Here is a 19,814-nt window from a genome sequence, read left to right on the forward strand (position 1 = left end):
CTCAGCGCACCACCCCCTCCTCCACCAGGAGCCGCGCCGCGGCCGCGATCGACTCGGCGTCGATGCCCGCGGCGTGCAGCTGCTCCGCGGGCGAGGCCGAGCCCGGCATGCCCCGCACCGCGAGCCGCACGAGCCGCGGCACCGGCCTGCCGTCGGTGAACGCGTCGAGGACCGCGTCGCCGAGGCCGCCCTGTTCGCGGTGGTCCTCGACGGTCAGCAGGCAGCCGGTTCGCTCGGCCGCCTCGCGCAGGGTGTCGCGGTCGACGGGCTTGACGGAGTACAGGTCGACGACGCGTACGGGGATGCCCTCGCGGTCGAGCGACTCCGCGGCGGCCAGCGCCTCGTGCACGGTCACGCCCGCGGCCACCACGGTCAGCCGGTCCGCGTCGCTGGAGCGCAGCACCTTCGAGCCGCCGACCGGGAACTCCTCGTCGGGCCCGTAGATGACGGGCGCCGCGCCCCGCGACGTACGCAGGTAGGAGATCCCGTCGAGTCCGGCCATCGCCGCGACGAGCTGCCCCGTCTGGTGGGCGTCGCACGGGTAGAGGACCGTGGAGCCGTGCACCGCACGGAAGAGCGCCAGGTCCTCGAGGCCCATCTGGGAGGGGCCGTCCTGGCCGATCGCGACGCCCGCGTGCGAGCCGACGAGGTTGATCTCGGCGCCGCTGACGGCGGCCATCCGTACGAAATCGTGCGCGCGGGTCAGGAACGCCGCGAACGTCGACGCGTACGGCACCCAGCCGCGCGCCGCCAACCCCACGGCGGCGGCGACGAGTTGCTGCTCGGCGATGTAGCACTCGAAGAACCGGTCGGGGTGCTCCTTGGCGAAGTACTCGGTGCGGGTCGAGTCGCCGACCTCGCCGTCCAGGGCCACCACGTCGCCGCGCGCGGTGCCGAGCGCGGTGAGCGCCCGGCCGTACGCGTCCCGGGTCGCGACGGCCTCGCCCTTCTCGTAGCGCGGCAGTTCGAGGTGGCCGCTGGGCACCGCGTGCGTGGTCCGCGCGGCGGCCGGCCTGCGCACCTCCACGCGCACGTCACCCACGCCGCCGAGCTCCTCGACGGCCGCGTCGGCGTCCGGCAGCGGCTTGCCGTGCAGGCCCTCGCGGTTCTCCACGGCGGCGACGCCCCTGCCCTTGACGGTGCGGGCGAGGATCACGGTGGGCCGCCCGGCGGTGGAGCGCGCTTCCCGGCAGGCGCGGTCGACGGCGTCGACGTCGTGCCCGTCGGTCTCCACGACGTGCCAGCCGAAGGCCTTGAAGCGGTCGGCGTAGGCGCTCAGCTGCCACTCGTGGCGGGTCGGTCCTCGCTGGCCGAGGCGGTTGACGTCGACGATCGCGGTGAGGTTGTCCAGGTGCTCGTACCCGGCGTGCTCGGCGGCCTCCCAGACGGAGCCCTCCGCGAGCTCGCTGTCGCCGCACAGCACCCAGACCCGGAACGGGATCCGGTCGAGGCGCTTGCCGGACAGCGCCATGCCGACGCCGACGGGCAGCCCCTGCCCCAGCGATCCGGTGGCGACCTCGACCCAGGGCAGGGTGCGCGGCGTGGGGTGCCCTTCGAGGCGGCTGCCCTGCTCGCGGAAGGTGAGCAGCTCGTCGTCGGTGAGTGCCCCCGCCGCCTTGTACGCGGCGTACAGCAGCGGCGACGCGTGGCCCTTGGAGAGGATGAAACGGTCGTTGCCGGGGTGGTCGGGGCGCTCGAAGTCGTAGTGGAGGTGGCGGCCGATGAGCACCGCCATGAGGTCCGCGGCGGACATCGACGAGGTGGGGTGCCCGGAGCCCGCGACGGCCGCGGCCCGGACCGAATCGACGCGCAACTGCCGTGCGAGAGCGTCCAGTTGTTCGTTGCTGCTGGACATGAGGGTCCTCCTTGGACTGCGGGTGCTGCGGTCCGCCCGGCCTCGGCCCGGTGGGCAGGGACCCCCCGCGTGCCCCTGTGCGGCGGACGCCAAACTCCGGTGCCGGGCGGGTGAACACCGCTCCGGCGCCGTTTGCCGCCGCGCGCCGGGGTTACCCGCAGTCGTATCCGTCCAGCTCCGCACGCCGTTCCGGAGGTGCACCCCCATGCCCGAGTACGGATACTTCCTGTCGACCGAGGAGTTCGGCCCCGCCGAACTCCTCGAACAGGCCCGCATGGCCGAGCAGGCCGGGTTCCAGGCGCTGTGGATCTCCGACCACTTCCACCCGTGGAACGCGGCGCAGGGCGAGAGCCCCTTCGTATGGTCGGTGATCGGCGCGCTCGCCGAGGCGGTGTCCCTGCCCGTGCAGACGGCGGTGACCTGCCCGACCGTGCGCCTGCACCCGGCGGTCGTGGCGCAGGCCGCGGCGACGAGCGCGGTCATGACGGACGGGCGCTTCCGGCTCGGCGTCGGCACGGGCGAGGCGCTCAACGAACACATCCTGGGCGGTTCCTGGCCACCCGTCCACGTCCGCCTCGAGATGCTGGAGGAGGCGGTCCAGGTGATGCGGAACCTCTTCACCGGCGAGGAGGTCAGCCACCGCGGCACGCACTACACGGTCGAGAACGCCCGCCTGTACACGGTGCCGGACGAGCCCGTCCCGATCGACATCTCCGGCTTCGGCCCCAAGGCCACCGCGCTCGCGGCCCGCGTCGGCGACGGCTTCGTCACGATGGCGCCCGACGAGACGCTCGTCTCCCACTACCGCAAGGGCGGCGGGGGCGGAAAGCCCGTCAGCGGTGGCCTCAAGGTCTGCTACGGCCTCGACCGCGAGGCGGCGGCGCGCCGGGCGCGCGAGCTGTGGGGCAGTCAACTGCTGCCCGGCGAGGCGGGCCAGATCCTGCCGACACCGCGCCACTTCGAGCAGCTGGGACCGCTGGTCACCGACGAGATGGCCGCCTCGTCCTTCACGTGCGGCGCCGACGCCGACGAACACGTGGGGGCGCTCACCGCGTTCGCCGACGCCGGGTTCGACCGGGTGTACGTGAGCCAGATCGGCCCGGACCAGCGGGGCTTCTTCGACTTCTACCGCACCAAGGTGCTGCCGCGGATCCAGGACGCGGCGCCCGCCTCCCCCACGACCTAGGAACGATGCGATGAAGCACGAAGTCTCCCTCGAACGGCCCGCCGTCTCCGCCTACACGGTGCCCGCGGACGGCCCTGAGGCCGACGGCACCTTCGCCTGGGACACCACGACCGTCATCGTCGTCGAGATCACCGCGGGCGACGCGACGGGGACCGGCTGGACCTATGCCCCCGCCGCCACGGCCGCCCTCGTCGAAGAACAGCTCACGCCCGCGATCAGGGGACTTGACGCCCTCGACATCCCCGCCGCGCACGACGCGATGGCGAAGGCGGTCCGCGACACCGGCCGCCCCGGCGTCGCCGCGTGCGCGATCTCCGCGGTCGACATCGCCCTGTGGGACCTGAAGGCCCGGCTCCTCGAGCTGCCTCTCGTACGGCTCCTCGGGGCGGCCCGCGACGAGGTTCCCGTCTACGGGAGCGGCGGCTTCACGACGTACCACGACACGCATCTGGCGGCGCAGCTGAACGGCTGGGTGCACGGGCAGCACATCCCCCGCGTCAAGATCAAGGTCGGCGAGGGGTGGGGCAGGGCGGCCGGCCGCGACGTGTCCCGGGTCCGCACCGCGCGCGACGTGATCGGCCCGCAGGCCGAGCTGTACGTCGACGCGAACGGCGGCTACACGCGCAAGCAGGCGGTACGCGTGGGCAGGGTGCTCGCCGAGTACGGCGTCGGCTGGTTCGAGGAGCCGGTGTCGTCGGACGACCTGCGCGGGCTCGCGCAGGTCAGGGACGCGCTGGTGTGCGACGTGACGGCGGGCGGGTACGGGTACGACCTGCCGTACTTCAGCCGCATGATCCCCTCCGTGGACTGCCTCCAGGTGGACGCGACGCGCTGCGGCGGTCTCACGGAGTGGCTGCGCGCGGCGGCGCTCGCGCAGGCACACGGCCTGGAGCTCTCGGCGCACCGCGCGCCGCACGCGCATGCCGCGGTCGCCGCGTGCGTGCCGAATCTGCGGCACATCGAGTGGTTCCACGACCACGTGCGGATCGAGTCGATGTTCTTCGACGGCGCGCTCGACCCGACGGGGGGCGTGGTCCGTCCGGGCTGCGGCATCGGACACGGGCTGCAGCTGCGTACGGACGAGGTGGCGGAGTTCCGGGTGGTGTGAGGGCCGCCGTAATTCCGATCGCGCGAGGCGGGGGCTTCCTGCCAGGCTCGCGCCATGGACAACGTCGAGGTGCTGCTCATCGGGGGCCGGTCCGGCGTCGGCAAGTCGTCGGTCGGCCGGGAGGTCGCGGCGCGGCTGCGGGCCGCGGACATCGGCCACGCCCTGATCGAGGGCGACCTCCTGGACGCGGTCCACCCCGCACCGCCGGGTGACCCGGACCGCTCACGGATCACGGAGCGCAATCTCGCGGCCGTCTGGGCCAACTACCGGGCGCTCGGCTGCCGCCGGCTCGTCTACACGAACACGGCGAGCGTCCTTCCCTCCGAGGAGCACCTGTTCGCGAACGCGATGGAGGGGCCGCGCATCATCCGCGTACTGCTGACCGCGACGGACGCCACGGCCGAGCAGCGGCTCACCGCACGCGAGGTGGGCTCGGAGCTCGCACAGCAGCTGAGCCGCAGCGCGTACATGGCCCGCCATCTGGACGACCACGTGGCCCCCGGCACCCACCGCATCGCCACGGATGCCCGCGGTCTACGGGAGATCGCGGCGGAGGTGGTGCGGGTGACGGGGTGGGAGTGAGGGGGCGCGAGTGGCGGGGCAGTGCGGCTCATCCGTCCCGGCGGGAGGGCGCTTCAGGGTCGGGGGTGCTCGCACTTTCGGCGGGGCCGGGGGCGGGCGCGGTGGGCGGCATGGGCGGGGGTGCGGGCACGCCGGGGCGGCCGGGCGGAGTGGGTCCACCGGGGGCGGCGAGCCCGTCGGGGGCCGGGGTTGCGCCGGGGGCCGGAGTTCCGCCGGGGGCCGAGACTCCGCCCGGAGCCGGAGTTCCGCCCGGAGCCGAGGCTCCACCAGGGGCCGTGAGCCCGCTGCCGCCCGCCCCCGGAAGCGCTCCGGCCGCCGGAGCCCCGGCGTCCCGGCCGCTCCCCGACCGTGCGGCGCCGCGCAGCAGAACCGCCGCCGCACCGAGCACGGCGCCCACGATGAGGGCCGCCGCCCAGGCGGGCAGGCCGAGGTCGACGACGAGGCCGAGGGCGAGCGCGACGGCGGCGCCCGCGTAGAGGGCCGCGGCGCCGGACGCGGCGTACAGCGTGGCCTTGCGCCGCTGCTTCCTGGTCTGCTCGCGCAGCTCCTCCCGCAGCTCGGCGCGGATCGCCCGGACCAGTTCGTCGGTCAGAGCCCTGTCGAGGCCGCCCAACGGCTTCCCGGGGTCGGTCAGCGGTGTGCCGGGGCCGCTCACGGGCTTCTCGGGGACGGTCAGTGGTTCGTCTGGGCCAGTCATGGCGCCCGGGTACCCGGACCCACGGACGCTTAACGGCAGCTCGCACCCGCCGCCCGTACGTGACACAGGCCACGCCATGACGAGGTGCCCGCCGGGGTAGGCGGCGCATGATCGCCCGGGTTCGCACCCGGGAAGCACCATCGGAACCACGGAGGTATCCATGTCCTCGAAGCGACGTCGCAAGAAGAAGGCCCGCCGCAAGAACGGCGCGAACCACGGCAGCCGTCCCCAGTCCTGACGGCGGACTCGACCACCGGAGGGCGGCACCGTACGGTGCCGCCCTCCGACGTGCTTGTGGCGTACGCGAGTTGACCGGGCCGCAGCCGGGAGAGCTTCTCGCCGGAGACGGTGGCGGGCCAGCGGGCAATCATGAAATCGTTGCGGAGCCGGTGGCAGGCCAGAGAGGTGAGGGCGTTCCAATCATGGAGATCCTGGGAACCACGCTGCGGATCTGCGTCGAGGATCTGGAGTCCTCGGTCGCGTTCTACGAACGGCTGGCGGGCAGCACGGCCCTGCGCTTCGAGCGCGGCGGCGTGTCCGTCGCGGCGATCGGCTGCTTCCTGCTGATGAGCGGCCCGGAAGAGGAGCTGGAAGTGCTCCGCAAGGTCGCGGCGACCATCGCGGTGAAGGACGTCGACGAGGCCTTCGCCGTCCTGACCGCCTCCGGCGCGCGGGTCATCGCGGGCCCGGTGCCGACGCCCGTGGGCCGCAACCTCATCGCGATGCACCCCGACGGCGCCGTCTTCGAGTACGTGGACCGCCGCGCCGCCGGCAGCTGACCCGTATCCTCCACGGCGGGGCAGGCGTCCCCCGGGCCGCGGGCCCGGAGCGAACCAAGGACGGTGCACGTGGCGGGCAGTACGGCGAGCGGCTCTGCGGACGGCGCGGCGGACCGCACGGCGAGCGGCGCCGAACGGACGTCGCTGAGCGCCCGGGCCCGCGAGGCCGTACGGCAGCGCATCGTCGACCGCCGCTACGCCCTCGGCGCACGCCTGGTGGAGCGGGAGGTCGCCGAGGAGCTGCGGATGTCCCGTGTCCCCGTCCGCGAGGCGCTGCGCTCCCTGGTCGCCGAGGGCCTGCTCGAACTCCTGCCGCACAGCGGCGTCCGGGTCCGCCGCCTGGGGCGTGCCGACGTGCGCCACCTGTACGAGGTGTGGGAGCCCCTCGCCGTACAGGCGTCCCGGCTCTCCGCGCGCCGGGTGGCGCACAGCGCGCCCGAGGAGCCACCGGGCCTCGCCGCGCTGCGGGCCGCCCTCGGCCACGCGGACCGGGCGTCCGACGCGGACGACGGCGCGCGCGAGGTGGCCGCGCACACCGCGTTCCACGAGGGCATCGTCGCCCTCTCCGGCAACCCGCTGCTCGCCCGCACGATGGAGCAGCTGAGCTGGCAGCTCCAGCTCCTGTTCGGCCTGCGGGCCGAGCCGGACCACATGCGGGCCCAGCACCGGCTCATCTACCGGCAGATCGCGGCGGGCGACGAGGACACGGCGGCGGCGAGCACGCTGCTCCATGTGCGGGACAGCCAGGCCGTGGCCCTGAAGTCGCTCTTCGAGGAGGGCGACGAGGACCGGGGCGAGGGCGGGCGGGCCTGAGCGGTCGGGCCCGAGCGGTCGGGCCCGAGCGGGACCCGACGTCACGCGCTGGTGGCGACCTTCCACAGGTGGCCGTCGGGGTCGCTGAAGTAGCCGAAGTACCCGCCCCACTCGGAGGCGGCCGCGGCCTTCACCACGGTGGCGCCGGCGGCCTCCGCCGCCTGCAGGGTCTCGTCCACCTCGTCCCGCGAGTCGGTGACGAAGTGCAGCGAGACGCCACGGAACCCGGACCCTTCGGAAGGCACTCCGGCGTCCTTCGCGGCCGCCTCCCACTCGTAGAGCGCCAGCATCGAGGAGTCCGGCCCCAGGCCGAGCTTCACGAACCCGGGGAAGTCCTGGTCGAGCTCGGCCCCCAGTCCTTCGACGTAGAACTTCTTGGCCCGGTTCAGGTCCTCGACGCCCAGCATCACGGTGTTCATCTGCAACGGCATGACTTCTCCTTGAGGTGCTCCAGGTGGATGACGTCACGCTATAGCCGACGTTTCCACCGCGGCTTCTCCGTTCCTGACCGGTTGGGAACGCGCGCGACGAGGGCGTCCGGGTGGGTGTGACAGGGCCACCTTCTCCGCGCCTCGTCCCCCTACGTTGGTGGCCATGCACACGAATCGGCTGAGTGACTTCCTGCGGGCCCGGCGCGCTCTGGTGCGCCCCGAGGACCACGAGATGCCCGCGGGAGCCCGCCGAACTCCCGGTCTGCGACGTGAGGAGATCGCGGTCCTCGCCGGGGTGAGCACCGACTACTACGTGCGGCTGGAACAGGGCCGCGAACGCAACCCCTCGCCCCAGGTCCTGCGCGCCCTGGCGGCCGCCCTGCTCCTGGAGGACGAAGAAGCCGCCTACCTGCGCGCGCTGGTCGATCCCCCACGCTCCCGGCGTTCGGGGCCCGCCCGGGAGTACGCGGGCCCGCAGCTGGTGGCCCTGCTCGACACGTGGGCGGACACACCGGCTCTGGTCTACGGCCGGTACCTCGACCTGCTGGCCGTCAACTCGCTCGGAGAGGCCCTCTTCTCGTGGCTCGGCAGCGACACCAACCTGATCACGGCCCTGTTCCTCAACCCGAACGCCCACGACTTCTACCGCGACTGGGCCGTCGTCGCGCAGGGGTGTGTGGCCGCGCTGCGAGCCGCCAACCCCGCCACGGACGATCAGCGGCTGCGGGAGCTGGTGGGCGAACTGTCCGTACGCAGCCCCGACTTCGCACGGATGTGGGCGCGCCACGAGGTGCGCGCCAAGACGGCCTCGACGAAGCGCTTCCACCATCCGCTGGCCGGCGACCTCACCCTCGGCTTCGAGACCTTCTCCGTCAACAGCGCCCCCGGCCAGCACCTCGTCGTCTACCGGGCCGAGCCCGGCACCGCCGACGAGCGGTCGCTGGCCCTGCTCGGCGATTTCCCCCGCACCGATTCCCACGCCACGACGAACGAAGGGCACACCCGACATGACCTCCCCTGACGTACCGGTCTGGTTCATCACCGGCTGCTCCTCCGGCCTGGGCCGGGCACTGGCCACCGCCGTACTGGAGCGCGGCTGGCAGGCGGTGGTGACCGCGCGAGACCCTCGCACGGTCGCCGACGTGATCTCCGGCCACGGCGAGCGCGCCCTCGCGCTGCCCCTGGACGTCACCGACTCCCGGCAGATCGCGGCCGCGGTCACCCGGGCACAGGCCGCCTTCGGAAAGATCGACGTCCTGGTCAACAACGCCGGTTACGGCTACCTCGCCGCCGTCGAAGAGGGCGAGGACGACGAGATCCGCGATCTGTTCGACACCAACGTCTTCGGCCTGGCCGCCACCACCAGAGCCGTCCTGCCGGGCATGCGGGCCCGCCGTGCCGGCCACATCGTGAACATCTCCTCACTCGGCGGCCTGCTCGGCTTCGGCGCCACCGGCTACTACCACGCCACCAAGTTCGCCGTGGAAGGCCTCTCCGAGTCGCTCGCCGCCGAAGTCGCCCCCCTGGGCATCAAGGTGACGATCGTCGAACCCGCCGCGTTCCGCACCAACTGGTCCGGGCCCTCGATGCGCCAGTCCGCCGCCACCATCGACGACTACGCGCCCACGGCGGGCGCTCGGCGCGCAGGCACCCTGGCCACCTACGGCCACCAGCCGGGAGATCCGGCACGCGCCGCCCGAGCCGTCATCGACGCCGTCACGTCCGAACAGCCACCGCCGCGCCTGCTGCTCGGCAAGGCCGCGTACGACCTCGCCACCGCCAAACTCGACGCCCTCAGAACCACCTTCGCCGACTGGCGGGAGGTCACTCTCAGCACCGACTTCCCCTCGGAGCGGGCCGCGAGCTGACGGCGCCCGTACCGATCGCCCTCAGAGCCTGTCTTTGAACCCCCGCCTGCGCCCCGACGCCCGGCACGCACGCTCGGCGCACGGAGTCCAAGGACAGGTGGCTCCGCCACATGACCTCGGACTCCGCACACCGATCGCACGCACCGGACGCCGCTGCGCCCGCGCTCCGCGCGGACGACGGGGGTTCAAAGACAGGCTCTCAGTCGAACCGCAGGACGCGCGGCGCGAACGCTCCCTCCGGCCCGGCGGCGCGGCCGACCGCCCACACCGTCTCCGTACCCGGCACGGGCGCGAGGCGCAGCAGCGCGGAGTCGCCCTCCCCGGCCACCTCCGGCTCGCTGTACCCGGTGAACGACTCTCCGTTCCAGGAGAGGAAGTCCGGCCCGGGGACCAGTGGGGGATAGCTGCCCGGCGGGCCCCACTTCAGCGAGCGGGCCACCGAGATCCAGCCGAGCTTGCCGTTCGCGGCAGGCGCCATCGAGGTGACCGCGCCGAAGTCGGTGGGCATGGCCACCCGGCTCCACGACTGCCCGTCCCAGCGGACGAGGAGGGGCGGGATCGGCTTGCCCACCGGGCCGCCGACGAAGCCGGCCGTGCCGCCCGCCCACACCTCCGTCGGCGAGGTCGCCAGGACGCTGGTCACGGTCGCCCGGGGGAATCCGTCCACGATCGTCTGCTGCCACGCCTGGCCGTTCCAGTGCGAGACGGCCGCACCCGATCCGGTCGCGCCCGCGGCCCAGGCGTCGTCGGGCGCCAGGACGTGCAGTCCGTACACGGCTCCCGGCGGCACCGGCAGGTCCCGCCAGCCGCGGCCGTCCCTGCGCAGCAGGACCTGCGCGCCCTCCCGCGTCCCCATCAGCCAGGTCTCGCCGCCGCCCGCGACGACCTTGGTCGGCACGACACCGCTCGGCGGGCGGCTCTCCTGCCAGGCCTTGCCGTCGAAGCGGAGCAGGTGGGCGCCGCCCGACGCGTCACGGCCCGCCGCCCAGACGGCGGTGGGCGAGGTCGCGGCGATCGACACCAGTTCCCCCTGCCAGCCGGACCCGGGCAGTTTCTGGCGCTGCCAGGCGGTGCCGTCCCAGCGCAGCAACAGCGGGAAGCCCGGCGCCTCGCGGCCGACCGCGTCGGCGCCGACGGCCCACGCCCGGTCGGGACCGAACGCCACGGCCTCGCTGAGCCCGGCCTGCGGACGCACTTCGGCCGGGACCGGAACGTGCTGCCAGGAGCGGGTCTCCGCCGCGGCCGCGGCCATCACGGCCACCAGGGTCAGGACGGCGGCGAGGGCCGCGACGAGAAGTCTGCGTGCCATGGTCAGCCTCCCAGCCGCTCGCTCATCAGGTTCGGTTTGGAGCCGTAGATCTCGACGGTGCCGAAGGAGAGCAGCGCGGACCCGGCCCTCGTCAGCTCACGCGGTTTGACGTCGATCGCGTTCGCGCGCTCCGGGCCGTACGAGAAGGTGGTGCGGGAGCCGTCCACGCGTGCGTACTTCGACTGGAACGCGCGGTCGCTGCGCACCGGCAGCCACAGCGCGCCGTCCGGTCCGCGCACCATGCCCTCGGTGTAGGTGTCGCCCAGCGGGGGGTAAGTGGTGCGCCAGGCATGCCCGTTGAAGGTCATCAGGTAGGTTCGGCCCACGCCGTCGGTGTACTGGCTGCCGCCGATGGTGACCCGTCCCGAGGGTTCGAGCAGGGTCGTGTGCACGTTGCTGTTGGGCGGCAGCGGCACCTCGCCGTCCCGCCACGCCGTGCCGTCCCAGCGCAGGATGGTGGTCCCGGTGGTGGTGTCCGCCCAGGCCCAGACGTCGGTGGCGGTACGCGCGGTGATCCCCATCAGGTACAGCACGCCGTCCGGGGTGGACTGCGTGGTCCAGCCGGAACCGTCGTAGTGCAGCACCTTCAGCCCGGTGTCGTCCTCGCCGACCACCCACGCGGCGCCCGGTACGGCGGTGAAGTCCTGGTAGGTCCACAGGGTCCGCGGCAGCGGGATCGCGCTCCACGCGCCCGTCGCCGAGCGGCGCAGGATCTCGCCCTGCCCCGCGCGGTTGTGCAGGACCCACATCTCCTTGCCGACGAACTGCACCGTGCCGAGCCACCCCGGCTCACCGGCGCCGGGGAACGTGGCGTCCCGGCTCCACGCCTTGCCGTCCCACCGGTACAGCATCGGCCGCAGCCCGTCGGGGACCTGCTCGAACCCGGTGGCCCACGCCTCGCCGGGTCCGCGTGCGGCGAGATCGGACACGGTCACGGGCGGGGCCGCGGCGGGGACGGTGAGCGCCGCCCAGCCCGGCGCCGGGACGGGTGTCGAAGCAGGCGCCGCGACCGGCGACACCAGCGCGGCAGACGCGATCACCAGGCAGACGACAAGCGCACGGAGACCGTTCACGGGACCTCCCCAGTCCGCGAAGGCCGCTCAGCATATGGGCATGCTCCCGAGGTGAACAGACGTCGCACGGCCGTTTGGCCAAAGGCGCCGCGCGGCGGGCGCCGCCGGAAACGCGAGGGCCGGGCCGCCCGTCCGGAGGGGAAGAACCGGAAAGCGACCCGGCCTGTCACGGCACAGGAAACCGCGAGACCTCTGTCAGTCGTTGACGCAGGTGTTGCCGAAGGCCGGGTTGAGCAGGCCGACGATGTCGATGCTGTTGCCGCAGACGTTGACCGGGACGTGCACCGGGACCTGGATGACGTTGCCGGAGATAACGCCGGGCGAGTTCTGGGCCGCGCCCGAAGCACCGGCGTCGGCGGCGGCCACACCGGTGGCACCGAGCACGGCGGCACAGGCAGCGGCGGCGGCGATACCAATCTTGATCATGGGCTTCATCGAGACTCCTTACAGAAGACGGATCCGGGCGGAAAGCCGCGAACAAGATCGCTAACGCCACAACCGCCACGAGGTCACGCCCCGCGGTCCACTCGGTCGACACCGGTGCGGTGGACGGGCGGGCGGGCCCCGACGCGCAAGCTAGCGAGTTGTATACCGCAGAGCTGACCCTCGCCGCGCCACCCAGACAATTCACCGCTCTTTCCTGCATCGACCTCACCGACCCTTGCACCCACCTCCCCACTTGGTATACAAACTGGCGGACGCGCCCCCTCCGTTCCCTCTCTCCTCCCCTCCCCCAGGAGTCGCCCGATGTGCGTCGAGAACACTCCGCCACCCCCTTCCGGGCTCACCCGCCGCGGTGTGCTCACCGGTGCCGCCGCGCTCGCCGGTACCGGAGCCGCCCTGGCGCCGGACGCCGCGGCCGCCCGCGGGTCCGGTGACCGCCGCCGTCCCAGGGCCGTGGTGTTCCGCGACGTCCGCCCGCTCGGCGTGCGGCGCCCCGTGGACCTCACGGTGGTCGACGGCCGGATCTCGGACCGGCCCGCGCCCGAGGGCGCCGAGGTCGTCGAGTGCGGCGGCCGCGTCGCGCTGCCCTCGCTCGTGGACGCGCACATCCACCCCGACAAGACGACGTGGGGCGGGCCCTGGGTGACGCGGAGACCGGCGAGCGGGATCGCCGACTACTGCGCCCAGGACGTGGAGCTGTTCAAGAGCCAGGCGCGGCCGGTCGGCGAGCGCGCCCACGGTCTGATGGCGCACGCCGTGACCCGCGGCACCCGGGCGATGCGCGCCCACGCGGACGTGGCCCCCGCCTACGACCTGGCGGGGCTCGAAGGCGTCGCCCACGCGCGGGACCGGCTCCGGCACGCGCTTGACGTGCAGATCGTGGCGTTCCCGCAGCACGGCGTGGTCCGGACGCCCGGCACCACCGAGCTCTTGGAGGAGGCCGCCCGTTCCGGTCTCGTCGACCTCATCGGCGGCATCGACCCGATCAGCTTCGACCACGCGATGGAGGAGCAGCTCGATCTGGTCTTCGGCCTCGCGGACCGGCACGGCCTCGGCGTGGACATCCACCTCCACGACCGCGACGAGAAGGGCACGAAGGTCCTGCGGGCGGTCATCGAGCGCACCCGCGCGCTCTCGCTGCGCGGCAAGGTCACGGTCAGCCACGTCTTCTGCCTGCCGCAGCTGTCCGACACCGAACTGGGCAGGATGGCGGCCGACCTGGGCGAGCAGGACATCTCCCTGACGACGGTCGCGCCGAACGAGTCGCTGGTCCTGCCGATCGCGAAGCTGCGCGAGCACGGGGTGCGCGTCGGGCTCGGCTCCGACGGCGTGCGCGACGCGTGGAGCCCGTTCGGCAACGCGGACATGCTCCACCGCGCGCACATCCTGGGCTGGGTCACCGACGTCCGCCTCGACGAGGAGCTGGCCGACTGCTACCGCGTGGGCGCCCACGGCGGCGCGGACGTCATGGGCCTCGACCACGCCGACCTCACGCCGGGCGCCCCGGCCGACTTCCTCCTCGTACGCGGTGAAGGCCTGCCGCAGGCGGTCGTCGACCTGCCGCAGCGGGATCTGGTGGTGCGCGGCGGCCGGGTCGTGGCACGCGACGGCGAACTGGTGTGACGCCCGCGCGCCACCCGGTCGACGGAGGTGCGAGGCCAGGCTCTCAGCTCTCCGTCGGTCGCATCCGGAAGTCGTACCGCTCCGGCACCTCCTCGCCCGTCGCGGCCGACCACAGTTCGCCCAGCGTCTCCGCGCCCTCACGCAGGTCCGCCACCTCGAAGCCGGACTCGAAGACGGCGCGGACGGCCGCCATGTCGCCTTCCGCGTAGAGGATCTGGGCCTCCAGGAGGCGGAAGCGGCCCTCGGTGCGGGTGGTCTCGCCGAGGCGGGTCCATACCGCGCGGGCCGCGTCGGGGCGGTGTGCGGCGAGCAGTGCGGTGATCGCCTCACGGCCGAGGGCGGCCGTCGCCGCGGTCCAGACGGCGCCGTCGTCGCGCCGCTCCTGGCACAGGTCGTCGAAGGCCTCCGCGTACCGGTCGGCGGCCCGTTCGGTGTTGCCCTCCGCGCGGTCGGCGACGGCGAGGCAGCGCAGCAACGGCCAGCGCGAGGGCGCCAGTTCGAGGCCGCGTTCCCAGCTGCGGACGGCCTGGGCCCGGTCGCCCGCGTGCCACTGCGCGATGCCCAGGTGGTACTCGGCGAGCGGTCTGGCGGGCGCGGTCTCCAGCATGTCCCGCCAGTGCGGGGCGACCAGCGTCGGGCCGGGCGGAGCGACCTTGCGCGGCTCGGGGACGGCGCCCGTGTGCAACAGCTCCAGCCACGGCGCCTGTTCGGGGCCGAGCGTCGACTCGGCGAAGGGCGTGCCGGGCAACTTGTACTCGGCGCGCAGGACTTCGAGCGCGCCCCACCCCGAGCCGACGGCGAGCACCTCGCCGGGTTCGTGGTCGGCGCAGGCCAGCCACGCCCCGTACGCGGCCTCGACCGCCTCCCTCGGCAGTGCGTCGGCGAGGCGCGCGGCCACCTCCTCACGGGCGGCCGCCCAGTCGCCGTGCACGCGCTCCGCGGGCGCGGACAGCGGTCCGTACGACTCCAGCCAGCTGAACTCGGACTCGGCGTCCAGGCGGACGTGCTCCAGCTGGGTGCGGGCGAGGCCCGACTGGATCTCCGCGTAGCCGCCGGTGCCGGGTTCGGTGAGCCACTCCTGCCAGCGACGGCCGCCGGTGCCCGTCCCCCAGACGAAGAGCTTGCGGCCGCGCGGCAGGTCCGTGGAGGTCTGGACGAGGCCGTGCCCGGCGTCGTCGAGCGCGGCGATCCAGCGCCGGGCGCCGTCGGGCACGTCGTAGAAGTAGTCGGCCGGGTACTCGCTGCGTCGCGGGTACGTGCGGTCCACGCCCTCGAACTCCGGGACCGGCACCTTCCGCAGCGCGCCGGTGTACGCGAACTGCCAGGCCTCGTCGGCCGGGGCGAGCACCCTGCGCTCGTCGGGCACGGCGATGTTCGACCACCAGTAGGCGGGTGCGGTCCGCTCGTGCGGGTTGCGGACACGGACGCCGACGTGCAGGAAGTCGGAGTCCTCCGGCAGCCACAGGTCCACCTGGAAGGGCAGGTCGCGCAGCCGCTCCCACTCCCACAGCCGCAGCATCTCGCCGCCGTCGGGCGCCCGTACGCGCGCCGCGTGCACGGGGGCGCAGGACAGGGTGGTGTGGCCGGTGGCGCCGATGTTCCACTCGATGCCGCCGGAGAACCAGGCGCCGTTGAGCGCGAAAGCGGCGGGCTGCAACACGGGGTTCGTGTACAGGAGTTCGCGTCCGGTCGGCTTGTGCAGGAGCGAGTGGACGCGGCCGCCGTACCCGGGCAGGACGGTGGCGCGCAGCCGGGCGTTCTCCACGACGAGCACGTCGATCGCCGTCCCGGTGCGCGTGCGCCCGTACGCGTCGCGGACCCGGGTGGGCAGTGGTGAACTCAGCGGCGCGTACCCGATCTGGCGTGCCATGTCGCGCGGCAGGCCATCCTTGGCACGCTCGTCGAGGACGTGCGCGGCCCGCAGGGGAAGGAGCGGCGGCAACGGGTTCTCGGGACCCGGCTCGGCAGCGGGCAGGGTCAGTACGTCGCGTCGCACGGTGGTCTTCACGATCACCATGGAACACGTTCGGCGGGGCGTCGACCAGAGCACACCCGGGTCAGGATTGCGCAAAGGCGGCCGAGAGCGCCCGGCCCCCGGTCAGGACGGGGCGAGGGCCTGCACGATCACGTCGGTGAACACGTCGCCCGCCTTGCCGTCGGGGTCGAGGTCGGGGTCGTAGATGGTGACGTTGAGGCCGACGCAGCGCGGCGAGCGCACGAACGGCCGCAGCAGTTCGAGGAGTTCGTCGGGGAAGAGGCCGCCGGGGTCGGGGCTGTCGACGGCGGGCATCACCGAGGGGTCGAGGACATCGGCGTCCAGATGCACCCAGAAGCCGTCGAGCTCGGGCACTTCGAGGGTCTGCGTGACGGCGCGCGCGACGTTCTCGGGGCCCCACTTCCTGAGCTCGCCGACGGTGGCGTTGGCGATCTTCAGCGCGGTGAACTCCGCCCGGTCCTCGTCCCCGTCCCGCAGCCCGAAGAGCGTCACGTCCTCGTCGCGCACGTAGGGCCGCAGCCCCTCGATGTCGGTGAGGTCGTCCTGTCCGCGGCCGGTCGCGAGGGCGAGCTCCTCGCCGCCCGCGGCGCCGACCCGGTCGGAGTTGCCGGGGTGGCGGAAGTCCGCGGAGCCGTCGAGGGAGGCGATGCCATACCGCCCGATGCGGCGGAGCGCGAGGGCGGCGCCCAGCTGGATCGAGCAGTCCCCACCGAGCACGACGACGAAGTCCTCGCCGCGGACGTGGTGTTCGATGCGGTCGGCGAGCTGACGGGTGTAGGAGGCGATGGCCGCGGCGTTGAAGACGCCGTCGCCCTCCTGCCAGTCGCCCCGGTCGTAGCGAGGTGGTACGACGACGCCGCCGTCGAAGGCGCCGAGACGACGCAGGATGCCTCGCTCCCGCAGGGCGCCGGCCAGTTTGTAGCAGCCGGGCACGGTGCCGGGGGCGGGCGGGCGCAGGCCCAGGTTGGAGGGTGCGTCGACGACCACGATATTCCGCATGCCGCCCATCCTGGGCGACGCGAGCCGGGGCTTTCAACTCCGCTGTCGCGCGGGCGGGCGGTGCGGGGCGCAACTCGGTCGCGCGGCCCGCCTGTCGGGTGATCGCCCGGGGCAGGTGGGACCTGCTGACGGAGGCGTCGGGGGCCGGGTCGTTCGCCGGAACCCATCAATACGGTTTGGCGCAAATGGAGTTCACGTCACAGCGGCCGTCCGCGCCATGCCGTCGGTGACCGCCCAGCGTTCGTGGTCGCGCCAGGCCCCGTCGATGAACAGGAAGTCCGGTGAGAACCCTTCGAGGCGGAATCCGGCGCGGCGGACCAGCGCGATCGAGGGGGCGTTGCCCGGCTGGATGTTGGCTTCCAGGCGGTGCAGGCCGAGTTCGCCGAACGCGTACGTCAGGACGAGGCCGAGCCCCTCGCTCATCAGGCCCCGCCCGGCCGCGTGGGCGAAGGCGCCGTAGCCGAGGGCGCCGCTGCGGAACGCGCCCCGGACGATGTTGTTGATGTTGATGAAGCCGCCGACGTCGCCGCTGCCCCGCTCGTACACCAGGAACCCGGCCCTGGCCGGGTCGTCGGCGAGCCGGCGGGCGTAGGCGCGGTAGGCGTCGTCCGTGCGGGGCGGGAAGAGCCAGGGGTGGTGCAGCTCGTGGCTCTCGCGCGCGCGTGCGGTGAACTCGGCGCGGTCCGCGCCGGTGAGGGGGCGTATGCCCACGTGGGGACCTTCGGCGAGCGAGGCGGCGTGATCGGGCATCCGCCCACGCTATCCCCGGCCGCGGGCTCCCGGCCCGTGGGGTACCCGCACTGCCCGGCCCGTCGGCCGCCGCCTCACCTGCGCCTGCGCATGAAGTAGGCCCCGCACAGGGCGCCGATCAGACCCGTGCCGAGCAGCGCCATCCACAGGGGCACCGTCACCTCGGGGATGAGCAACCGGATCTTGGTGCTGCGGGTGTTCTCGAAGATGAAGACGAGGGTGAGGACGGCGACCGCGGCGACGGCCACCCTGCCGGGCGTCATCAGCCCGCCGCCCGGGCCGCCGCCCTGGGAGCCGCCCGTGGAGGTGTTGGGGCTCATGGTGTGGACCCTTCCGTCGGAGGTACGCGGGCCTCCCCCGCTCCCCAGCATGGGCAGCCGGGGAGCGGAGCGCGCGGTGGGGGTCCCTCCGGGGCGGGTCGCTGGGCCGATCGGGTGACGTCAGGGGCGGACGACCGGCAGGTCCAGGACGCCGGTGTCCTGGGGGGCGCTGGTCACCGTCACGGGCTTGACGCCCTTGTTGCCGCCGTACGCGCCGTCGCTCGCGGCCACCACGAACTGCAACCGGTGGCCCTTCTCGTAGCGGTGCACGATGCCGGGCAGCGCGACGGTGAACGGCTTCGTGACGTCCGGCACCCGTACCGGCGCGACGAGACGGTGGACGAGAGTCTTTTTGCCGTCGGGGGCGACGTCGTACAGCTTGGCGAAGAGGACGAGCTTGTCGGCCGCGTCGCCGGAGTGCTGCACGCGCTCGGTCCTCGGCGAGATCACCTTCAGTCTCGCGCGGGGCGCGCCGACCACGTCCACCGTGTCGGTGAGGGGCTCGGTCGTCCAGCCGAGGTAGGTGCCCTCGGTGTCGTGCGGAGCCGGGTCGGGCAGGCCGATCATTCCGGCGAGCGAGGACTCCGAATGGCTGGTGGGGATCAGCCAGTTGCGGTACTCGCGGCTGCCGCGCGCCACCTTCTCGCGGTTGTCGACGAGCTTGCCGTCCCCGGAGAGGTACAGGGTGCGGTTGCGGGCGGGTACTTTCGCGGCGGTGGCGTACCGGTCGGCGGGGTCGGTGATCCAGTCACGGTAGTAGGCGAAGTCGGGGCCGGTGTCGGTGTTCTTCTTCCGCTGGAGGTAGCGGTCGAACCAGGCGAGGACGCGTTTGCCGACGTAGGAGGTCTCCAGGTTGCCCGCGGCGAGGTCGAGTTCGCCGGAGGCCGCGTCGTTCGCGCCGCCGCTGTGGCCCCAGGCCTGCCAGATCATCTTGGCCGTGGTGCCCTGGCCCTTGAGCGTCCTGTACGTCGCTTCGGCCTCGTTGAGGTTGAAGAGGCTGTCGGCCTGGCCCTGCACGAGAAGCGTCGGTGCCTTCACCTTGCTCAGGTAGGACACGGGCGAGACGCCGCGCGCGAACGTCTGGAGGGCCTCCGTCCTGTCCGCCGGGTAGCGGCCCGCGTTGAGGGTGCGGATCGTCTCGCAGGCTTTGGTGACGAAGTGCAGGCAGCCGAGTCTGTTGATGCGGGAGGGGTCCAGGTTGGGTACGAGCAGCGGCTGGCCCTCGCCGATCAGGTAGAAGCCGTTCATCCACTGCCACTTGGCGGCGCCGGGGACGCCGCGGTCGGCCGCGTTGTTCGGGTCGAGCGAGTACGCGAGGTCGTTCCAGGTGATCATCGGCACGAGGGCGTCGACGCGGTGGTCCACGGCGGCGGTGGCCAGCTGCACGGCGCCGCCGTACGAGCCGCCGATCATGCCGACGCGCGGGTCGCCCTCGGCGTCGGCGGTGACGTAGTCCGCCTCGGTGCCGTCGTCGGCGGCCCGGGTGCCGCCGAGGAAGTCGATGAGCCCGGCGGCCGCCCTGCCGTCGATCCCGGGGTCGTCGAGGGAGATCGGGCAGCCGGACTTGCCGAAGCCGAGGCCCGAGTAGACGAGCGAGACGTAGCCGCGCCCGGCGAAGGCCTTGCCGATCGCGGCGGTGCCGTCGTCGGACTTGCTGCCGCCGAAGCCGTTGGTGGCGAGCACGGCGGGCGCGGGGTGCCCGGCGTCCACGCCCGCGGGCCGGTACAGGTCGGCGTCGACGGCGCAGCTCCGACCGCCGGCCTGAACGGTGAACCTCAGGGCGGTGACGGTGTACTGGCCCGTCGCGCCCGCCGGGGCGGGTCCGCCGATCGCGAGCGGCGCGGCGAGCGCCACCGCGGTGGCGAGGGTCAGGGCACGGCGACGGGACAAGGGGACCTCCACACTGAGGACGGCCGACGACCGGCGGCTACTGGCCGGTAAGAACCAGCCACGCCATGGTGTGACACGTGTCATGTAGAGG

Annotated in this window: 20 protein-coding genes; 9 read left to right on the forward strand and 11 right to left on the reverse strand. The window is 73.3% G+C overall.

Annotated features, from left to right (window positions below; all coding sequences use genetic code 11):
• Position 1 precedes the first annotated feature (1 nt).
• Positions 2–1,855 carry a transketolase gene (locus tag ACZ69I_RS25885; RefSeq protein ID WP_470834927.1) on the reverse strand — a complete coding sequence of 618 codons (1,854 nt, stop codon included), beginning with the start codon at positions 1,853–1,855 and terminating at the stop codon, positions 2–4.
• A 205-nt stretch (positions 1,856–2,060) separates the two neighbouring features.
• Here ACZ69I_RS25885 and ACZ69I_RS25890 point away from each other — a divergent pair, with 205 nt between their 5' ends.
• The 3 genes from ACZ69I_RS25890 to ACZ69I_RS25900 are packed head-to-tail and all read left to right on the forward strand — an operon-like array spanning position 2,061 to position 4,731.
• Entirely contained in the window at positions 2,061–3,041 is a 981-nt protein-coding gene (locus ACZ69I_RS25890) for a TIGR03557 family F420-dependent LLM class oxidoreductase (RefSeq protein ID WP_467673624.1), read from the forward strand.
• A 10-nt stretch (positions 3,042–3,051) separates the two neighbouring features.
• Positions 3,052–4,149: an enolase C-terminal domain-like protein gene (locus tag ACZ69I_RS25895; RefSeq protein WP_467673626.1), complete on the forward strand. Its 1,098-nt coding sequence runs from the start codon at positions 3,052–3,054 to the stop codon at positions 4,147–4,149.
• Positions 4,150–4,203: 54 nt separating this feature from the next.
• Complete coding sequence (locus ACZ69I_RS25900; RefSeq protein WP_470834928.1) at positions 4,204–4,731, forward strand: nucleoside/nucleotide kinase family protein; 528 nt, start codon at positions 4,204–4,206, stop codon at positions 4,729–4,731.
• A gap of 28 nt (positions 4,732–4,759) precedes the next feature.
• On the opposite strand, the gene ACZ69I_RS25905 is transcribed toward ACZ69I_RS25900, so the two are convergent.
• Entirely contained in the window at positions 4,760–5,428 is a 669-nt protein-coding gene (locus ACZ69I_RS25905; RefSeq protein WP_470834929.1) for a phage holin family protein, read from the reverse strand.
• 160 nt (positions 5,429–5,588) lie between these two features.
• Here ACZ69I_RS25905 and ACZ69I_RS25910 point away from each other — a divergent pair, with 160 nt between their 5' ends.
• The 3 genes from ACZ69I_RS25910 (at position 5,589) to ACZ69I_RS25920 (ending at position 7,020) form a co-directional block, all read left to right on the forward strand.
• A complete protein-coding gene (locus ACZ69I_RS25910) occupies positions 5,589–5,666 on the forward strand; it encodes a 50S ribosomal protein bL37 (RefSeq protein ID WP_370443954.1) in 78 nt (25 codons plus the stop codon).
• Between the two features lie 184 nt (positions 5,667–5,850).
• Positions 5,851–6,207 carry a VOC family protein gene (locus ACZ69I_RS25915; protein ID WP_467673632.1) on the forward strand — a complete coding sequence of 119 codons (357 nt, stop codon included), beginning with the start codon at positions 5,851–5,853 and terminating at the stop codon, positions 6,205–6,207.
• A 69-nt stretch (positions 6,208–6,276) separates the two neighbouring features.
• Positions 6,277–7,020, forward strand: coding sequence for a GntR family transcriptional regulator (locus tag ACZ69I_RS25920; protein ID WP_470834930.1), 744 nt, complete (start codon positions 6,277–6,279; stop codon positions 7,018–7,020).
• A gap of 41 nt (positions 7,021–7,061) precedes the next feature.
• Here the strand turns inward: ACZ69I_RS25920 and ACZ69I_RS25925 are convergent, their stop codons facing one another.
• Positions 7,062–7,451: a VOC family protein gene (locus ACZ69I_RS25925; protein WP_470834931.1), complete on the reverse strand. Its 390-nt coding sequence runs from the start codon at positions 7,449–7,451 to the stop codon at positions 7,062–7,064.
• A gap of 163 nt (positions 7,452–7,614) precedes the next feature.
• Between ACZ69I_RS25925 and ACZ69I_RS25930 the strand changes: the two genes are divergently transcribed.
• Positions 7,615–8,472 carry a helix-turn-helix domain-containing protein gene (locus ACZ69I_RS25930; RefSeq protein ID WP_470834933.1) on the forward strand — a complete coding sequence of 286 codons (858 nt, stop codon included), beginning with the start codon at positions 7,615–7,617 and terminating at the stop codon, positions 8,470–8,472.
• Positions 8,459–9,319 (forward strand): oxidoreductase, encoded by an 861-nt coding sequence (locus ACZ69I_RS25935; protein ID WP_470834934.1) that lies wholly within the window; start codon positions 8,459–8,461, stop codon positions 9,317–9,319. The genes ACZ69I_RS25930 and ACZ69I_RS25935 overlap by 14 nt, the downstream gene beginning before the upstream one ends.
• Before the next feature lie 199 nt (positions 9,320–9,518).
• On the opposite strand, the gene ACZ69I_RS25940 is transcribed toward ACZ69I_RS25935, so the two are convergent.
• The 3 genes from ACZ69I_RS25940 to ACZ69I_RS25950 form a co-directional block, all read right to left on the reverse strand.
• A complete protein-coding gene (locus ACZ69I_RS25940) occupies positions 9,519–10,628 on the reverse strand; it encodes a hypothetical protein (protein WP_470834936.1) in 1,110 nt (369 codons plus the stop codon).
• A gap of 2 nt (positions 10,629–10,630) precedes the next feature.
• Positions 10,631–11,701 (reverse strand): hypothetical protein, encoded by a 1,071-nt coding sequence (locus tag ACZ69I_RS25945; RefSeq protein WP_470834937.1) that lies wholly within the window; start codon positions 11,699–11,701, stop codon positions 10,631–10,633.
• A 195-nt stretch (positions 11,702–11,896) separates the two neighbouring features.
• The gene (locus tag ACZ69I_RS25950; protein ID WP_467673646.1) at positions 11,897–12,127 is read right to left on the reverse strand and encodes a chaplin; all 231 of its coding nucleotides are present in this window, start codon (positions 12,125–12,127) and stop codon (positions 11,897–11,899) included.
• Positions 12,128–12,448: 321 nt separating this feature from the next.
• Between ACZ69I_RS25950 and ACZ69I_RS25955 the strand changes: the two genes are divergently transcribed.
• A complete protein-coding gene (locus tag ACZ69I_RS25955; protein ID WP_470834938.1) occupies positions 12,449–13,768 on the forward strand; it encodes an amidohydrolase in 1,320 nt (439 codons plus the stop codon).
• Positions 13,769–13,811: 43 nt separating this feature from the next.
• On the opposite strand, the gene ACZ69I_RS25960 is transcribed toward ACZ69I_RS25955, so the two are convergent.
• The 5 genes from ACZ69I_RS25960 to ACZ69I_RS25980 all read right to left on the reverse strand — a co-directional run bounded on the left by ACZ69I_RS25960 (position 13,812) and on the right by ACZ69I_RS25980 (position 19,807).
• Entirely contained in the window at positions 13,812–15,785 is a 1,974-nt protein-coding gene (locus ACZ69I_RS25960; RefSeq protein WP_470834940.1) for a DUF5107 domain-containing protein, read from the reverse strand.
• A gap of 81 nt (positions 15,786–15,866) precedes the next feature.
• The gene (locus tag ACZ69I_RS25965) at positions 15,867–16,763 is read right to left on the reverse strand and encodes an arginase family protein (RefSeq protein WP_467673652.1); all 897 of its coding nucleotides are present in this window, start codon (positions 16,761–16,763) and stop codon (positions 15,867–15,869) included.
• 192 nt (positions 16,764–16,955) lie between these two features.
• On the reverse strand, positions 16,956–17,513 hold the full coding sequence (locus tag ACZ69I_RS25970; protein ID WP_470834942.1) for a GNAT family N-acetyltransferase: 558 nt from the start codon (positions 17,511–17,513) through the stop codon (positions 16,956–16,958).
• A 74-nt stretch (positions 17,514–17,587) separates the two neighbouring features.
• On the reverse strand, positions 17,588–17,833 hold the full coding sequence (locus ACZ69I_RS25975) for a LapA family protein (RefSeq protein WP_467673656.1): 246 nt from the start codon (positions 17,831–17,833) through the stop codon (positions 17,588–17,590).
• 120 nt (positions 17,834–17,953) lie between these two features.
• The gene (locus ACZ69I_RS25980) at positions 17,954–19,807 is read right to left on the reverse strand and encodes a CocE/NonD family hydrolase (RefSeq protein ID WP_470834944.1); all 1,854 of its coding nucleotides are present in this window, start codon (positions 19,805–19,807) and stop codon (positions 17,954–17,956) included.
• Between the last annotated feature and the right edge of the window lie 7 nt (positions 19,808–19,814).

Source organism: Streptomyces sp. NPDC036815 (assembly GCF_055609205.1).

What these genes read in the sequence shown, in the direction of transcription:
- ACZ69I_RS25925 (WP_470834931.1), bottom strand. Translation starts at nt 7,451, where the DNA reads ATGCCGTTGCAGATGAACACCGTGATGCTGGGCGTCGAGGACCTGAAC.
- ACZ69I_RS25955 (WP_470834938.1), top strand. Translation starts at nt 12,449, where the DNA reads ATGTGCGTCGAGAACACTCCGCCACCCCCTTCCGGGCTCACCCGCCGC.
- ACZ69I_RS25975 (WP_467673656.1), bottom strand. Translation starts at nt 17,833, where the DNA reads ATGAGCCCCAACACCTCCACGGGCGGCTCCCAGGGCGGCGGCCCGGGC.
- ACZ69I_RS25950 (WP_467673646.1), bottom strand. Translation starts at nt 12,127, where the DNA reads ATGATCAAGATTGGTATCGCCGCCGCCGCTGCCTGTGCCGCCGTGCTC.
- ACZ69I_RS25980 (WP_470834944.1), bottom strand. Translation starts at nt 19,807, where the DNA reads ATGACACGTGTCACACCATGGCGTGGCTGGTTCTTACCGGCCAGTAGC.
- ACZ69I_RS25885 (WP_470834927.1), bottom strand. Translation starts at nt 1,855, where the DNA reads ATGTCCAGCAGCAACGAACAACTGGACGCTCTCGCACGGCAGTTGCGC.
- ACZ69I_RS25900 (WP_470834928.1), top strand. Translation starts at nt 4,204, where the DNA reads ATGGACAACGTCGAGGTGCTGCTCATCGGGGGCCGGTCCGGCGTCGGC.
- ACZ69I_RS25890 (WP_467673624.1), top strand. Translation starts at nt 2,061, where the DNA reads ATGCCCGAGTACGGATACTTCCTGTCGACCGAGGAGTTCGGCCCCGCC.
- ACZ69I_RS25970 (WP_470834942.1), bottom strand. Translation starts at nt 17,513, where the DNA reads ATGCCCGATCACGCCGCCTCGCTCGCCGAAGGTCCCCACGTGGGCATA.
- ACZ69I_RS25910 (WP_370443954.1), top strand. Translation starts at nt 5,589, where the DNA reads ATGTCCTCGAAGCGACGTCGCAAGAAGAAGGCCCGCCGCAAGAACGGC.
- ACZ69I_RS25940 (WP_470834936.1), bottom strand. Translation starts at nt 10,628, where the DNA reads ATGGCACGCAGACTTCTCGTCGCGGCCCTCGCCGCCGTCCTGACCCTG.
- ACZ69I_RS25895 (WP_467673626.1), top strand. Translation starts at nt 3,052, where the DNA reads ATGAAGCACGAAGTCTCCCTCGAACGGCCCGCCGTCTCCGCCTACACG.
- ACZ69I_RS25905 (WP_470834929.1), bottom strand. Translation starts at nt 5,428, where the DNA reads ATGACTGGCCCAGACGAACCACTGACCGTCCCCGAGAAGCCCGTGAGC.
- ACZ69I_RS25960 (WP_470834940.1), bottom strand. Translation starts at nt 15,785, where the DNA reads ATGGTGATCGTGAAGACCACCGTGCGACGCGACGTACTGACCCTGCCC.
- ACZ69I_RS25915 (WP_467673632.1), top strand. Translation starts at nt 5,851, where the DNA reads ATGGAGATCCTGGGAACCACGCTGCGGATCTGCGTCGAGGATCTGGAG.
- ACZ69I_RS25935 (WP_470834934.1), top strand. Translation starts at nt 8,459, where the DNA reads ATGACCTCCCCTGACGTACCGGTCTGGTTCATCACCGGCTGCTCCTCC.
- ACZ69I_RS25965 (WP_467673652.1), bottom strand. Translation starts at nt 16,763, where the DNA reads ATGCGGAATATCGTGGTCGTCGACGCACCCTCCAACCTGGGCCTGCGC.
- ACZ69I_RS25930 (WP_470834933.1), top strand. Translation starts at nt 7,615, where the DNA reads ATGCACACGAATCGGCTGAGTGACTTCCTGCGGGCCCGGCGCGCTCTG.